Genomic DNA, 14,124 nt, shown 5'->3' with positions numbered 1-14,124 from the left:
TGCCTATGAACTCGACAAGCCTAGCCAACATCAAGCATACTATAAAGTCTAATCGTCCTTTTTAATCGATATCGATAAAGTAAATTTATCGATTGGGAAAATCCTTCCAATGCTGGACTTCAGGTCGATCGAAACCTTCCTCTGGGTTGTGAAGCTCGGCAGCTTCCGCGGCGCCGCGGCGCGGCTCAATACCACCCAGCCGGCGATCTCCCAACGCATCGCCCAGCTCGAACGCGAGATGGGCGTCAAGCTCCTGAACCGCGATCATCGCGTGGCCTCGCCGACCCCGAGCGGCCGGCAGATGATGGTCTACGCCGAGAAGCTGATCGGCTTGCGCGCCGCGATGATGGCCGAGATCGGCGATCGCTCTGCCATGCGCGGCGTGATGCGGCTCGGTGTCGCCGAGACCATCGTGCACACCTGGCTGCCGCGGCTGGTAAAGAGCGTCAACGAGATCTATCCGAACCTGTCGCTGGAGATCGAGGTCGACATCACGCCGAACCTCACCGCGCGATTGCTCGCGCAAGAGATCGAGCTGGCTTTCGTGGTCGGACCGCTGTCGGCCTCGGGCGTGCACAACCGCATGCTCGCCGACTATCCGATCGGCTTTCTCGCCAGCCCGTCACTCGGGCTTGGCCACGGGCCTGTCACGCTCGCCGATCTCGCGCGGTTTCCGATCATCACCTTCCCGCGCAAGACCAGGCCCTACGAGGTGGTACGCGAGGTGTTCGACCGGCCCGACTTGCCGCCGATCCGTCTTCACGCCTCCGCCTCGCTCGCCACCGTGATCCACATGGCGGTGGAAGGCCTCGGCATCGCCGTGATCCCCGACGCCATCGTCGAGAACGAGCTCGCCGACGGCCGGCTGCAATTGCTCGACACCGACCTTCAGATCGCACCGCTGACATTCACGGCGAGCTGGCTCGCCTCCCCCGACGTCGTCGCAGTGCAGCGCGTCGCCGAGCTTGCATGTCAGATTGCGCAGAGCAGCCTCGCGGTTGACGCGCCCGCGCTGGCGCGTCATTGAAAAAGGCGCCGGACAACCTTTCCCGTCCTTCCGGGATGGTGCGCAAGCACCAGACCCGGAATCTCGAGATTCCGGGTTCGATGCTTCGCATCGCCCCGGAATGACAGCGAATAATGGAAGAGACGCATGAGCCGAGCCGCGACCAACCTTCAAATCGATTCCGCCCGCCTTTGGGGCTCCATCCACGAGACCGCGCAATTCGGCGCGACGGCCAAAGGCGGTGTGCGGCGGCTGACGCTCAGCCGCGAAGACAAGCAGGTTCGCGACTGGTTCCGAAAGGCTTGCGAAGACGCCGGGCTTGAGGTTCACACCGATGCGCTCGGCTCGCAATTCGGCCTGCGCAAGGGCCGCGACATGTCGAAGCTGCCCGTCGGCATCGGCTCGCATCTCGACACCCAGCCGACCGGCGGCAAGTATGACGGCATTCTGGGAACGCTCGGCGCGCTCGAGGTGATCCGGACGCTGAACGACGCCGGTATCGAGACCGAAGCGCCGATCTGCATCGTCAACTGGACCAATGAAGAAGGCTCGCGCTTCGCACCGGCAATGATGGCGTCCGCCGCTTACGTCGGCGATTTCACCACCGACGATATCCTGTCGCGCAAGGACATCGACGGCACCACCGTCGGCCAGGCGCTCGACAGCATCGGCTACCGCGGCGACAAGCCGGTCGGCTTCCTGAAACTCGGCTGCTTTGTCGAGCTGCACATCGAGCAGGGACCAATCCTCGAAGCCGAGGGCAAGACCATCGGCGTGGTCGATTCCGGCCAGGGCGTGCTGTGGTACGACGGCAAGATTTCCGGCTTCGAGAGCCATGCGGGATCGACCCCGATGCCGCTGCGGCGCGATGCGCTGGCGACACTGTCGGAGATCGTGCTGGCAATGGAGGCCATCGCGAAGAAGCACGGACCAAACGCCGTCGGCACCATCGGCGAAGCCGTGATCGCAAAGCCCTCGCGCAACGTCATTCCCGGCGAGATCGCCTTCACCATGGATTGCCGCAGCGCCGATGGCGCGATCATGGATGCGCTCGATCGGGACTTACGCGCCGCCATCGCCGAGATCGCTGCACGCCGCAAGGTCGAGGTCAAGATCGATCTGGTCTGGCGCAAGGCACCGACACATTTCGATCCGAAGCTGATCGCCGCGGTCGAGAATGCCGCCAAGACGCTCGGCTACTCCTCCCGCCGCATTACCTCCGGTGCCGGCCACGACGCCTGCAACCTCAACACCATCATGCCGGCAGCGATGGTCTTCGTCCCCTGCAAGGACGGCGTCAGCCACAACGAGCTGGAAGACGCCACGCAGCCCGACTGCGCCGCGGGCACCAACGTGCTGATGCACACCGTGCTGGCGGTTGCCGGCGTCGCATCCTGATCGGAGATAGACATGCGCGGAGTTTTCGTCGACGCCAATGAGGCGCTCGCCGTCATCATGGAGCGGCTGGAGAAGCCCGGTGATCCCAAGGTTCGCATCCACAGGGATCCCGACATCAAGCCCGAGCAATATCCTGAGATCCTCGACGGCGCCGAGATCGCGATTGTCGACCACACGGCGCTTCCGACCGAGGTTGCGAAGAAGTGCACGGGGCTGAAGCACGTCGTATTCCTTGGCACCGGCGCACGCAGCTACATGACCCCGGAGGAGCTCGCCGAGCTCGGCATCTCCGTGCATCTGATCAAGGGTTATGGCGACACGGCGGTGGCGGAATCCGCGGTCGCTCTGATGTGGGCCTCCGCCCGCGTCATCGCGATGATGGACCGCGAGATGCGCGCCGGAAACTGGCTGCGCGAGGGCGGCATGCAGCTCACCGGCAAGACGCTCGGCCTGATCGGCTTCGGCGGCATCGCGGCGGAGGTCGCACGGATCGCGTCCGGCAGCGGCATGAAGGTGATCGCCTGGAACCGCTCGCCGAAGAGCCATCCGGGCGTCGAGTTCACCGATCTCGACACGCTGCTGGCGCGGAGCGACGTCGTATCCCTGCATCTGCTGCTCAACGACGAGACGCGCGGCATGATCACCCGCGAGAAGATCGCCAAGATGAAGCCGGGCGTCGTCTTCATCAACACCGCGCGCGCCGCCATCGTCGACGAGCAGGCGATGATCGATGCTTTGAACTCGGGCCATATCCGCCATGCCGGCTTAGATGTCTTCAACATCGAACCGCTGCCGGCGGATCATCCGCTGACGAAGATTCCGAACGTGACGCTGTCGGCGCATTCCGCCTTCCGCACGCCGGAAGCGAGCGAGAACCTGATTGAGGCGGCATGGGTCCATTGCCGCCGGATCGTGAATTCGTAGGGTGGGTTAGCCCTGCAGATGCGCAGGGCGCATCTGCTAGGCGTAACCCACCTCTTTGGTTTCCTCGGAGACGGAAGTGGTGGGTTACGCCAAGGGACTGCGCTTCGCGCAGCCCGGGGCTAACCCACCCTACGCCCCCATCAAATCGTGAAGGGATAAGAGCAACAACAATGGCCGACTATCGCACCATCAAGGCGGAGCCGCTCACCAACGCCATCCGCGCCATCGTCAAGGCCGGCGGCTCCTCGGACCGCGAAGCCGAGCTCGTGTCGACCAACCTGGTCGAAGCCAATCTCAAGGGGCACGATTCGCACGGCGTCGGCATGATCCCGCGCTATGTCCAGAGCGTCGTCAATGGCGGCCTCGCCGTGAACGCGCACGTCAAGATCGTGCTCGACACCGGTCCGCTGCTCACCCTCGACGGCCTCACCGGCTACGGCCAGGTGATCGGCCATGAAGCGATGGAGCTGGCGGCCGCGCGCGCCAAGCAGAACGGCGTGTGTCTCGTCGGCCTCTCCAATTCGCACCACATCGGCCGCATCGGCCACTGGGCCGAGCAGTGCATCGACCACGGCCTCGTCTCGATCCACTTCGTCAACGTGATCTCGCGCCCGATCGTGGCGCCCTGGGGCGGCAGCGATGCGCGCCACGGCACCAACCCGTTCTGCGTCGGCATTCCCCGCAGGGGTAAGGAGCCGATCGTGCTCGACTTCGCCACCAGCCGGATCGCGCAGGGCAAGACCCGCGTCGCCCACAACAAGGGCGCCGAGCTCGAGCCCGGCACCATCATCGATCATGAGGGCAAGCCGACCGTCAATCCGCGCTACACCGTGATCCCGCCATACGGCGCCATCCTGCCATTCGGCGAACACAAGGGTTCGGGGCTCGCGCTGGTTTGCGAAATCCTCGGAGGTGCGCTCTCCGGCGGTCAGGTGGTCAAGGGCCCGTCCGACGGCAAGTACAACGTCATCAACGGCATGCTCTCGATCATCATCGATCCGGCCAAGCTCGGCACCGCGGAGAATCTTGCACGCGAGGTCGAAAGCTTCGTCGCCTGGCACACCGGCTCGCCTCCCGGCCCCGGCGTCGACAGGGTCAAGATCGCCGGTGAGCCCGAACGCGCGACCAAGAAGAAGCGGCTCGCGGAAGGCATTCCGGTCGATCCGACCACCTGGCACGAGATCATCGAGGCCGGAAAGAAGTTCGGGCTGGACCAGGCGGCGATTGAGAAGATCGCGGGCTAGCTACGACCGAAGCTTATGTTTTAATCGTAGGGTGGGTTAGTCGTGCAGAAGCGCGAAGCGCATCTGCGCGGCGTAACCCACCCCTGTTCGTATCCACGGAAACAGAAGAGGTGGGTTGCGCCCACCGGACCACGCTTCGCGCGGCGCGCAGGGCCAACCCACCCTACGCAGGGTCACCCGCCTCAGTCCACCATATCCGCAACCGCCTTGCCGCAAGCCGTGGTATCGGCATTGCCGCCGAGATCCTTGGTGCGCAGCGTACGTTCTGCCAGCGTGCGCTCGATCGCCTCGACGATCGATTTACCGGCTTCCTTCTCGCCGAGATGCTCGAACATCATCGCACCGGACCAGATCATGCCGATCGGGTTGGCGATGCCCTGCCCCGCGATGTCAGGCGCCGAGCCGTGCACCGGCTCGAACACCGAGGGGAAATTGCCTTCAGGGTTGATGTTGCCCGACGGCGCGATGCCGATGGTGCCGGTGCAGGCCGGGCCGAGATCGGAGAGGATGTCGCCGAACAGGTTGGAGCCGACGACGACGTCGAACCAGTCAGGGTGCAGCACGAAGTTCGCGGTGAGAATGTCGATGTGGTACTTGTCCCACTTCACGGACGGATACTTCTTGGCCATCGCCTCCACGCGCTCGTCCCAATAGGGCATGGTGATGGAAATGCCGTTCGACTTGGTCGCCGAGGTCAGGTGCTTCTTCGGCCGCGACTGGGCGAGCTCGAAGGCGAATTTCAGGATGCGGTCGACGCCGGTGCGGGTCATCACCGTCTGCTGCGTCACGAACTCCCGGTCGGTGTCGGGGAACATGCGGCCCCCGACCGAGGAATATTCGCCTTCGGTGTTCTCGCGCACCACCCAGAAATCGATGTCGCCGGGCTTGCGGCCAGCCAGCGGCGACGGCACGCCGGGCATCAGCCGCACCGGGCGCAAATTCACATATTGGTCGAACTCGCGGCGGAACTTGATCAGCGAGCCCCACAGCGAGACGTGATCCGGAATCTTCGCCGGCCAGCCGACCGCACCGAAATAGATCGCGTCGTGCTTGCCGATCTTCTCCTTCCAGTCGTCAGGCATCATCTGGCCGTGCTTCTCGTAATAGTCGTAGGACGAGAAGTCGAAATGATCGAAATGCAAGGACACGCCGTGCTTTTTCGCCGCCGCCTCCAGAACGCGCAGGCCCTCCGGCATCACTTCCTTGCCGATGCCGTCGCCGGGAATGACCGCGATGCGGTATTGTTTCTTGCTCATCGAGAACGTCCTTGGTTGGTCCGGCAGCCGCCGTCGTTTTGACCGCACTGCAATGGACCAAAGTCGGCAGCAGTGCAACGCTGCACTGCAATGTTGACCGTGGCGCAACCGAACGCCTACTGATTTCATCCGGTACCCATTCTGCGAGTAGCTCCCATGGATCTGCATCTGCGTGGCAAGCGCGTCCTGATCACAGGCGCGTCCAAGGGCATTGGCGCCGCCGCCGCCGAGGCGTTTGCCGAGGAAGGCGCAAACCTCCTGCTCGCCGCCCGCAGCGGCGATCAGCTCAAGGCGCTGGCCGACCGCCTGCGCTCCGCGCATCAGATCGATGCCGCGACGAGTGTCGTCGATCTGCGCAAGGAAGAGGACGTGGCACGGCTCGCCAAGGACGCCGCCGATATCGACGTGCTCGTCAACAATGCCGGCGATATCCCCGGCGGCTCCATCGACAAGATCGATGAAGCGACCTGGCGCCACGCCTGGGATTTGAAGGTGTTCGGCTACATCAACCTGACGCGGCATATCTACGCGCAGATGAAGGCCAAGGGCGGCGGCGTCATCGTCAACGACATCGGCGCAGCCGGCGAAAAGTTCGACGCCAATTACATCTGCGGCAGCGCCGGCAATGCCGCGCTGATGGCCTTCACCCGGGCGCTCGGAAGCAAGAGCCTTGCCGACAATATCCGCGTGGTCGGCATCAATCCCGGCCCCGTCGGCACCGATCGTCACGTCACCCTGCTCAAGACCCGCGCAAAACACCAGTTCGGCGATGAGAGCCGCTACAAGGAATTCCAGAAAGGCCTGCCGCTCGGCCGCCCCGCGCATGCGCGCGAGATCGGCGACCTCATGGCGTTCCTGGCATCGGATCGCGCCGGCTATACGTCCGGCGTGATCTATACGGTGGACGGCGGCATCAGCGCCGGCTGGAGCTAACTCTGTCCTCGTCATTGCGAGCGCAGCGAAGCAATCCAGACTGTCCCCGCGGATCCATTTCTGGATTGCTTCGCCGCGCTCGCAATGATGAACTCAAATAAGCACAGGAGCTAAATACTTGTCTCAAGACCTGATCCGCGAAACCGCGTGCACCGTCGTCGACATCTTGCGCTCCGGCGACGTCTCTCCGCTCGAGCTGGTGGAGGTGCTGGAGAAGCGCGTCAAGGACGTCGACGGCAAGGTGAACGCGTTGCCGATCCTGTGCTTCGATCGCGCGCGGACGCACGCGAAGGCCCTGATGCAGAAACCGGCCGGTGCACGCGGGCTGCTGGCGGGGCTGCCGGTGCCGATCAAGGACCTGACCGATGTCGCAGGCGTGCTGAACACGCAGGGCTCGCCGATCTTCAAGGACAACATCCCAGCCAAGTCCGACCTCATGGTCGAGAACCTCGAAGCCAATGGCGCGGTGGTCTACGCAAAATCCAACACGCCGGAGTTCGGCGCCGGCGCCAACACCTTCAACGACGTGTTCGGCGCGACGCTCAATCCCTGGGACACGACGAAATCGGCGGCAGGCTCGTCAGGCGGCGCGGCCGTGGCGCTCGCCACCGGCATGGCGTGGCTCGCAGAAGGTTCCGACATGGGCGGCTCCTTGCGCAGCCCGGCGGCTTTCTGCGGCGTTGTCGGCATGCGGCCGAGCATCGGCCGCGTCGCGCATACGCCCAAGTCGGCCATCAACCGCAATCTCGGCGTGGTCGGCCCGATGGCGCGCAATGTCGAGGATCTCGCGCTGCTGTTAGATGCCATGAGCGGCGACTATGCGGAGGATCCGCTCTCGCTGCCGGCACCCACAACCTCGTTCCTGTCGGCGGCGCAATCGCCCAAAAAGCCGAAACGCATCGCCTATTCGCCCGATCTCGGCATCACACCCGTCGATTCCGAAGTGAAGGCGATCACGCGCAAGGCCGCCGAACGCTTCGCGGAGGCCGGCGCCATCGTCGAGGAGGCGCATCCGGACTGGCGCGAGGCGCATGAATGCTTCCACGTGCTGCGCGCCTTCGATTTCGCCATCACCAAGGCCAATCTGCTGCGCACCAAGCGCGACCTGCTCAAGCCCGAGGTGATCTGGAACATCGAGGAGGGCCTCAAGCTCACGGTCGATCAGCTCGCCCGCGCCGAAGCCCAGCGTGTCGGCATGACCGCGCGCGCGATCGAGTTCTTCAAGACCTACGATCTGCTGCTGACGCCGACCACGATCGTGCCGCCCTTCCCGATCGAGCACCGCTATGTCGCCGAATGCGCCGGCAAGCGGTTCGAGAATTACATCCAGTGGCTCGGCATCGTCTACGCCATCACGCTCGCCTGCTGCCCGTCGCTGTCGCTGCCCTGCGGCTTCACCGCCTCGGGCTTACCGGTGGGTGTCCAGGTCGTCGGCGCACCGCGCGCGGATGCGAAGGTGATCGCCGGCGCGAAGGTGCTGGAGGACATTTTGGGCGTGCGCGGGCAGACGCCGATCGATCCCAGGGTGAAGTAGCCGCTCTCGTGCCCCCGACGCAGCGCAGCACTCGCGCGCTGCACCTTGTCCGGGACATGAGAAGCCTCACCTTCCCCTGGCCTCCAGGCTGCGGCTGTAGCGCGACATCGCGAAGCAAAAGACGAAATAGATCGCGGCAACGAAAATGTAGACCTCGACCGAAAACTGCTGCCAGGCCGGATCGATGATCGCGGTCTTGGCGGTCGTCAGCAGATCGAAGATGCCGATGATCAGCACCAGGCTGGTGTCCTTGAAGAACGCGATGAAGGTGTTGACCAGCGGCGGGATGACATGGCGGATCGCCTGAGGCAGCACGACCAGGCGATGTTTGCGCCAGTAGGACAGCCCGAGCGCGTCGGCCGCTTCATATTGCCCGCGTGGCACGGCCTGGAGACCGCCGCGGATCACTTCGGCAAGATAGGCCCCTGCGAACAGGATGATCGCGATCTGCGCGCGCAGCAGCTTGTCGATGTTGAACCCCGCGGGCATGAACAGCGGAAACATCACGCTCGCCATGAACAGCAGGCTGACCAGCGGCACGCCGCGGATCAGCTCGACATACAGCACCGAGAGCGAACGGATCGCCGGCAGCTTTGAGCGCCGGCCGAGCGCGACCAGAATGCCGAGCGGGAAACCGAACGCCAATCCGAACGTCGCCAGGATCAGCGTCACCGGCAAGCCGCCCCAGCGATCCTGCGAGACGAACGACAGTCCGAACAGGCCGCCCCACATCAGCACGCTGATCAGCATGAGCGCGCCGATCCAGAGATAGACCAGCTCGCGCCGCCACAGGGCGCGGCGGGTGGAGAGAAAGTACAGCGCGATGAACAGCGCGACCGACAGCGCCGGCCGCCACTGCTCGTCGAACGGATAGGTCCCGAACAGGATGAAGCGGTACTTTTCAGGAATGATCGCCCAGCAGGCACCTAAGCCGCGCACGGCCTTGCAGGCGCTGGAATCGTTGGCCGGCGCGAGCCAGACCGCGTTCGCGATGCCCCATTGCACGAAGCTGATCACGCCTTTGGCCAGCACCGCCAGCAGGATGATCGAGAGAATGCCGTTGGCGATCGACGAGAACAGATTGGTGCGCAGCCAGCGCAGCACCGGGTTGCCGATTTGCGGGCGGCGGGCGGCGCGTGGCAGATCCGGCATGTCGGTGATCGCGGTCATGCTCAGCGCTCCGCCAGCGCGATGCGCGCATTGTACCAGTTCATGAAGAAGCTGATGCCAAGACTGATAGTGAGGAACACGGCCATGATCAGCGAGATCACCTCGATCGCCTGGCCGGTCTGGTTCAGCGTGGTGTTGGCCACCGAGACCACGTCCTGATAGCCGATCGCGACCGCGAGCGAGGAGTTCTTGGTCAAATTGAGATACTGGCTCGTCATCGGCGGCACGATCACGCGCAGCGCCTGCGGCAGAATGATCTGCCGCAGCATGAAGCTGCGGCGCAGGCCGAGTGCGCTGGCGGCATCCCACTGCCCGCGCGGCACCGATTGGATGCCGCTGCGCACGATCTCGGCGATGAAGGCCGAGGTGTAGGTGACGAGCGCGATCAGCAGCGCAAAATATTCCGGCGCGAGCGTCAGCCCACCGACGAAGTTGAAGCCGCGCAATTGCGGCCATTCGATCGTCCAGGACACGCCGAGCAGCAGCGACATTGCGGCCGGCAGCACGGCAATGAGGCCGAGCGCAAAGGGCCAGGCCGGCCGCGGCTTGCCGTCGCGCATCTGCTGCGCGACCAGCCATCGCCTGAGGACAAGGAACGCAATGAAGCCCAGCACGGCGGTGCCGAGCACCGAGAGCTGCGGCGACAGAATCGGGATCGCCGGCAGGATCAGGCCGCGATTGGAGAGGAACACGCCGTCGATCGGCCGCCACGCCGCGCGTGCGGCCGGCAAGCCCTGCATCAGCACGTACCAGAACAGGAGCTGAAGCAGCAGCGGAATGTCGCGCAGGACCTCGACATAGACGGCGGCAAGTCGCGACAGCAGCCAATTCGCCGACAGCCGCGAGATGCCGATCAGCGTGCCCAGGATGGTCGCGAGCACGATGCCGATCACCGCGACGCGCAGCGTGTTGGCGACGCCGACGACGAAGGCCCAGAGGTAGCTGTCTCTCGGATTATACGCGAGCAGGCTGTCGGCGATCGGCATGCTGGCCTCGCGGCCGAGAAAGGCAAAGCCGGTGGTGATGCGGCGCGCCGAGAGGTTGGTGACGGTGTTGGACCAGAGGAAGACGATGACGGCACGGCAATGCCGACCACCAGCACCTGCCAGAACAGGCCCCTCAATTCGTTTGGCCCGAGCGCGCCAAGGACACTGCGGCGCGGAGGCGGCCTGGGATCATCTGAGGTCACAGCACAAAAATCCTTCTCGAAAACAGCGATTTCCGGCGGCGCGCATCAACTGTTGCATCAAAATCATTTCCATGCAACAAATGTTTCATGGTCGTATCAGCGAAATCCTCGCCGTTGAGCGAACTGCGCATTGCGTTGCCATCGCTCCCCCTGCGCTTGCAGGAGGTCGGACGTTTTGTCGCGGCCAACGATTACGACGCCACCACCCGCTCGATGCGTGATCTCGCGGCGGAGGCCGGCGCCGATCCTGCCGCGTTCACGCGCCTTGCCAAGGCGATCGGCTATTCCGGCTGGGATGAATTGCGCGCGGCGCTGACCGAGGCACGGCGGCCGTCCGAGACCTCGCCGTTCTCGGCTCGCGCAAAAGGGCGCCGCCACGGCCCGCATGCCGACGTCACGCTCATCACCGACAAGCTCGAGGCCGAAGCCGCCGGCCTGCCGCGCATCTCCGCTCACGCGATCGCGGACGCGGCCCGCGCGCTGCACGATGCAAACCGAATCTGGATCACCGGTTATCGCAGCTGCCGCAGCGTCGCCGAATTGCTCAACTACGAACTCAGGCTGTTCCGGCCCGAGCAGGTGCAGATCGTCGGCGCCTCCGGCCCCGACGATCTCGATCTCGGCGCGTTCCGTCCCGGCGAGGCCGTGATCGTGATCGGCTTCATGCCCTACACCAATGCCAGCGTCCGCGTCGCACAGGCCGCCTATCACGCCAGCGCAACGCTGATCGCGATCGCCGACAGCCTGGCCGCGCCGATGGCCGAAGGCGCCGATCACGTGCTGCTGTTCGAAGCAGCCTCCTCACCCGGATTCTTCCCGAGCCTCACCGGCGCGCTCGCGATCGCGCAGTCGCTGGCCGCGGTAACGTTCTCGCTCGGCGGCACGGCCGCCAAGAAGCGCCTTCAGGATACCGAGGCGCGGCTCGCTGCAGCCTCCACCTATGTCTCGAAGAAAGGTTGACCCATGAGTCCCCCCACCACCCGCGTGCTGCACCGCTCGCTGCGAGAGACGCCGCCGAAGGCGATCGGCGGCGAAGGCGTCTATCTGTTTGGCGAGGACGGACGGCGGGTGATCGACGCTTCCGGCGGCGCGGCGGTGTCCTGCCTTGGGCATCAGCATCCGCGTGTGATCGCCGCGATGGCGAAGCAGGCCTCGACGCTCGCTTATGCGCACACCGCGTTCTTCTCCTCCGAGCCGGCCGAGGCGCTCGCCGAAAGGCTCGTCGGCGATGAGCCCGGCGGCCTCGCCTACGCCTATTTCGTCAGCGGCGGATCGGAGGCGATCGAGGCCAGCATCAAGCTCGCGCGGCAATATTTCATCGAGCGCGGCGAACCGCAGCGGCAGCATTTCATCGCACGACGCCAGAGCTATCACGGCAATACGCTCGGCGCGCTCGCCGCCGGCGGCAATGCCTGGCGCCGCGCGCCCTACGCACCGCTGCTCTCGGCCGCCTTCAGCCATGTAACACCGGCGTTTGCGTATCATGAGCAGCACGACGGCGAATCCGACGCGCAATTCGTGGCGCGCCTCGCCGCTGAGCTCGAAGCGGAGTTTCAGCGGCTTGGCCCCAACACGGTCGCCGCGTTCCTCGCCGAGCCCGTCGTCGGCGCCACCGCCGGCGCGGTGACGGCGCCGGACGGCTACTTCAGGGCCGTGCGCGAGATTTGCGACCGGCACGGCGCGCTGCTCATTCTCGACGAGGTCATGTGCGGCATGGGCCGCACCGGCACCACGCACGCCTGGCAGCAGGAAGGCGTCGCCCCTGATATCCAGGCGATCGCAAAGGGTCTTGGCGGCGGCTATCAGCCGATCGGTGCGATGCTGGCGAGCAGGGCGATCATCGACACCATCCGCGCCGGATCTGGCGCGTTCCAGCATGGCCACACTTATCTCGCACATCCCCTCGCCTGCGCAGCGGCGCTCGCCGTGCAGGACGTGATCCGCGAGGACAATCTGCTCGAGCAAGTGAAGCAGCGCGGCAAGCAGCTCGAGCAGCGGCTCACCGAGCGCTTCGGCAATCACCGCCATGTCGGCGACATCAGGGGACGCGGCCTGTTCTGGGCGATCGAGCTCGTCGCCGATCGCGCCAAGCGCACATCTTTCGATCCGGCGCTCAAGCTGAACCACAAGATCAAGGCGGAAGCGTTCGCCAACGGGCTCGCCTGCTATCCCGGCCGCGGCACCGTGGACGGCGTCCGCGGCGACCATGTGCTGCTGGCGCCACCTTATATCGCGTCTGCAGATGAGATCGACCAGATCGTCGACAAGCTCGGCATGAGCGTCGACAACGTGTTGCGTAGTGTCAATCATTGAGGGGAGAGTAGCATGATGAGGAAAGTGGTTATCGCAGCTTGCGTGCTCGCGGCATCGACGGTGGTCGCCCAGGCGGCGACGCTCGATACGGTCAAGAGCCGTGGCACGCTGGTGTGCGGCGTCAGCGCCGGCTTTGCCGGCTTCTCGGCACCGGACTCGCAGGGCAATTACAAGGGCCTCGACGTCGACTATTGCCGCGCGCTCGCCGCCGGTGTGCTCGGCGATCCCAACAAGGTGCGCTATGTCGCGCTGACCGCACAGAACCGCTTCACGGCGCTGCAGTCCGGCGAGATCGACGTGCTCTACCGCAATTCGACGCAGACGTACCTGCGCGGCGTGACGCTTGGCCTGCGCCAGGGTCCGATCAATTTCTACGACGGCCAGGGCTTTGTCGTGAAGAAGGACCTCGGCGTGAAGGAGATCAAGGATCTCAAGGGCGCCACCGTCTGCGTCGCGCAGGGCACCACGCACGAGGTCACGCTCGGCGATTACGGCCGCGCCAACGGCATCGACTGGAAGCCGCTGGTGTTCGACCGCGTCGACACCATGTATCAGACCTTCTTCGGCGGTCGCTGCGATGCAATGACCCAGGACGCCTCGGCGCTCGCCGGCGCGGTGACGACCGCGGCGCCGAACCCGGCCGACTACGTCGTGCTGCCGCAGACCATCAGCAAGGAGCCGCTCGGCCCCTTCACCCGCAATGGCGACGAGGTCTGGAGCGACATCATCACCTGGCTGCACTACGGCCTGATCGAAGCCGAGGAGCTCGGCGTCACCCAGGCCAATGTCGACGAGATGACGAAGTCGCAGACGCCCGCCATCCAGCGGCTGCTCGGCACCACCGGCGATCTCGGCTCGCGGCTTGGTCTCGACAACAAATGGCTGGTCACGGCGATCAAGGCCACCGGCAATTACGGTGAGATCTACGAGCGCAACGTCGGCAAAGCGAGCCCGCTCAAGCTCGAACGTGGCCTCAACGGCCTCTGGAGCAAGGGCGGCCTGATGTACGCAGTGCCGTTCAAGTAAAGCCGCATGTCCCGGACGCGCTGCGGCGTTCCCGGCGATGCGAAGCATCGTCCGGTACGCCGCTGCGCAGAGCCGGGGACCCAGCAGCTACAATGGGCCCCGGCTCTGCAGCGGAATACTTCGCATTGCGC

The 14,124-nt window shown here is 64.9% G+C and carries 11 protein-coding genes and 1 pseudogene; 9 read left to right on the top strand and 3 right to left on the bottom strand.

The annotated features are described in order from the left end of the window. Positions 1–109: 109 nt before the first annotated feature. From XH80_RS31165 to XH80_RS31150, 4 genes are all read left to right on the top strand, one after another. Positions 110–1,027 (top strand): LysR family transcriptional regulator, encoded by a 918-nt coding sequence (locus XH80_RS31165; protein ID WP_057753159.1) that lies wholly within the window; start codon positions 110–112, stop codon positions 1,025–1,027. A gap of 126 nt (positions 1,028–1,153) precedes the next feature. Beyond that, complete coding sequence (locus tag XH80_RS31160) at positions 1,154–2,404, top strand: Zn-dependent hydrolase (protein WP_271601891.1); 1,251 nt, start codon at positions 1,154–1,156, stop codon at positions 2,402–2,404. Positions 2,405–2,416: 12 nt separating this feature from the next. Beyond that, positions 2,417–3,328 carry an NAD(P)-dependent oxidoreductase gene (locus XH80_RS31155; RefSeq protein WP_271601890.1) on the top strand — a complete coding sequence of 304 codons (912 nt, stop codon included), beginning with the start codon at positions 2,417–2,419 and terminating at the stop codon, positions 3,326–3,328. A 170-nt stretch (positions 3,329–3,498) separates the two neighbouring features. Then, positions 3,499–4,572: a malate/lactate/ureidoglycolate dehydrogenase gene (locus XH80_RS31150; protein WP_271601889.1), complete on the top strand. Its 1,074-nt coding sequence runs from the start codon at positions 3,499–3,501 to the stop codon at positions 4,570–4,572. Between the two features lie 182 nt (positions 4,573–4,754). On the opposite strand, the gene XH80_RS31145 is transcribed toward XH80_RS31150, so the two are convergent. Beyond that, positions 4,755–5,828 carry a tartrate dehydrogenase gene (locus XH80_RS31145; protein WP_271601888.1) on the bottom strand — a complete coding sequence of 358 codons (1,074 nt, stop codon included), beginning with the start codon at positions 5,826–5,828 and terminating at the stop codon, positions 4,755–4,757. A gap of 156 nt (positions 5,829–5,984) precedes the next feature. Between XH80_RS31145 and XH80_RS31140 the strand changes: the two genes are divergently transcribed. Further along, entirely contained in the window at positions 5,985–6,761 is a 777-nt protein-coding gene (locus XH80_RS31140; RefSeq protein WP_271601887.1) for an SDR family oxidoreductase, read from the top strand. Positions 6,762–6,879: 118 nt separating this feature from the next. Then, on the top strand, positions 6,880–8,295 hold the full coding sequence (locus XH80_RS31135) for an amidase (protein WP_271601886.1): 1,416 nt from the start codon (positions 6,880–6,882) through the stop codon (positions 8,293–8,295). 66 nt (positions 8,296–8,361) lie between these two features. On the opposite strand, the gene XH80_RS31130 is transcribed toward XH80_RS31135, so the two are convergent. Both XH80_RS31130 and XH80_RS31125 read right to left on the bottom strand, forming a co-directional pair. Beyond that, positions 8,362–9,465, bottom strand: a complete 1,104-nt coding sequence (locus XH80_RS31130; RefSeq protein ID WP_271601885.1) for an amino acid ABC transporter permease — start codon at positions 9,463–9,465, stop codon at positions 8,362–8,364. 2 nt (positions 9,466–9,467) lie between these two features. After that, positions 9,468–10,654, bottom strand: a pseudogene (locus tag XH80_RS31125) (amino acid ABC transporter permease). Between the two features lie 87 nt (positions 10,655–10,741). Here XH80_RS31125 and XH80_RS31120 point away from each other — a divergent pair. From XH80_RS31120 to XH80_RS31110, 3 genes are read left to right on the top strand one after another with little or no spacing between them, the layout of a single operon-like run. Further along, positions 10,742–11,614 carry a MurR/RpiR family transcriptional regulator gene (locus XH80_RS31120; RefSeq protein WP_271601883.1) on the top strand — a complete coding sequence of 291 codons (873 nt, stop codon included), beginning with the start codon at positions 10,742–10,744 and terminating at the stop codon, positions 11,612–11,614. A gap of 3 nt (positions 11,615–11,617) precedes the next feature. Next, positions 11,618–12,967: an aspartate aminotransferase family protein gene (locus tag XH80_RS31115; RefSeq protein ID WP_271601882.1), complete on the top strand. Its 1,350-nt coding sequence runs from the start codon at positions 11,618–11,620 to the stop codon at positions 12,965–12,967. A 12-nt stretch (positions 12,968–12,979) separates the two neighbouring features. Continuing rightward, on the top strand, positions 12,980–13,993 hold the full coding sequence (locus XH80_RS31110; protein ID WP_271601881.1) for an amino acid ABC transporter substrate-binding protein: 1,014 nt from the start codon (positions 12,980–12,982) through the stop codon (positions 13,991–13,993). Positions 13,994–14,124 lie beyond the last annotated feature (131 nt).

The sequence above is a fragment of the Bradyrhizobium sp. CCBAU 45384 genome (assembly GCF_028128665.1).
Classification (GTDB): Bacteria; Pseudomonadota; Alphaproteobacteria; order Rhizobiales; family Xanthobacteraceae; genus Bradyrhizobium; species Bradyrhizobium manausense.
This window is presented reverse-complemented; position numbering and strand designations above follow the sequence as displayed.

Bases quoted from the DNA above. Each gene is read 5' to 3' on its own strand.
- XH80_RS31145 (WP_271601888.1), bottom strand. From the start codon at position 5,828: ATGAGCAAGAAACAATACCGCATCGCGGTCATTCCCGGCGACGGCATC.
- XH80_RS31140 (WP_271601887.1), top strand. From the start codon at position 5,985: ATGGATCTGCATCTGCGTGGCAAGCGCGTCCTGATCACAGGCGCGTCC.
- XH80_RS31160 (WP_271601891.1), top strand. From the start codon at position 1,154: ATGAGCCGAGCCGCGACCAACCTTCAAATCGATTCCGCCCGCCTTTGG.
- XH80_RS31150 (WP_271601889.1), top strand. From the start codon at position 3,499: ATGGCCGACTATCGCACCATCAAGGCGGAGCCGCTCACCAACGCCATC.
- XH80_RS31165 (WP_057753159.1), top strand. From the start codon at position 110: ATGCTGGACTTCAGGTCGATCGAAACCTTCCTCTGGGTTGTGAAGCTC.
- XH80_RS31120 (WP_271601883.1), top strand. From the start codon at position 10,742: ATGGTCGTATCAGCGAAATCCTCGCCGTTGAGCGAACTGCGCATTGCG.
- XH80_RS31110 (WP_271601881.1), top strand. From the start codon at position 12,980: ATGATGAGGAAAGTGGTTATCGCAGCTTGCGTGCTCGCGGCATCGACG.
- XH80_RS31130 (WP_271601885.1), bottom strand. From the start codon at position 9,465: ATGACCGCGATCACCGACATGCCGGATCTGCCACGCGCCGCCCGCCGC.
- XH80_RS31155 (WP_271601890.1), top strand. From the start codon at position 2,417: ATGCGCGGAGTTTTCGTCGACGCCAATGAGGCGCTCGCCGTCATCATG.
- XH80_RS31115 (WP_271601882.1), top strand. From the start codon at position 11,618: ATGAGTCCCCCCACCACCCGCGTGCTGCACCGCTCGCTGCGAGAGACG.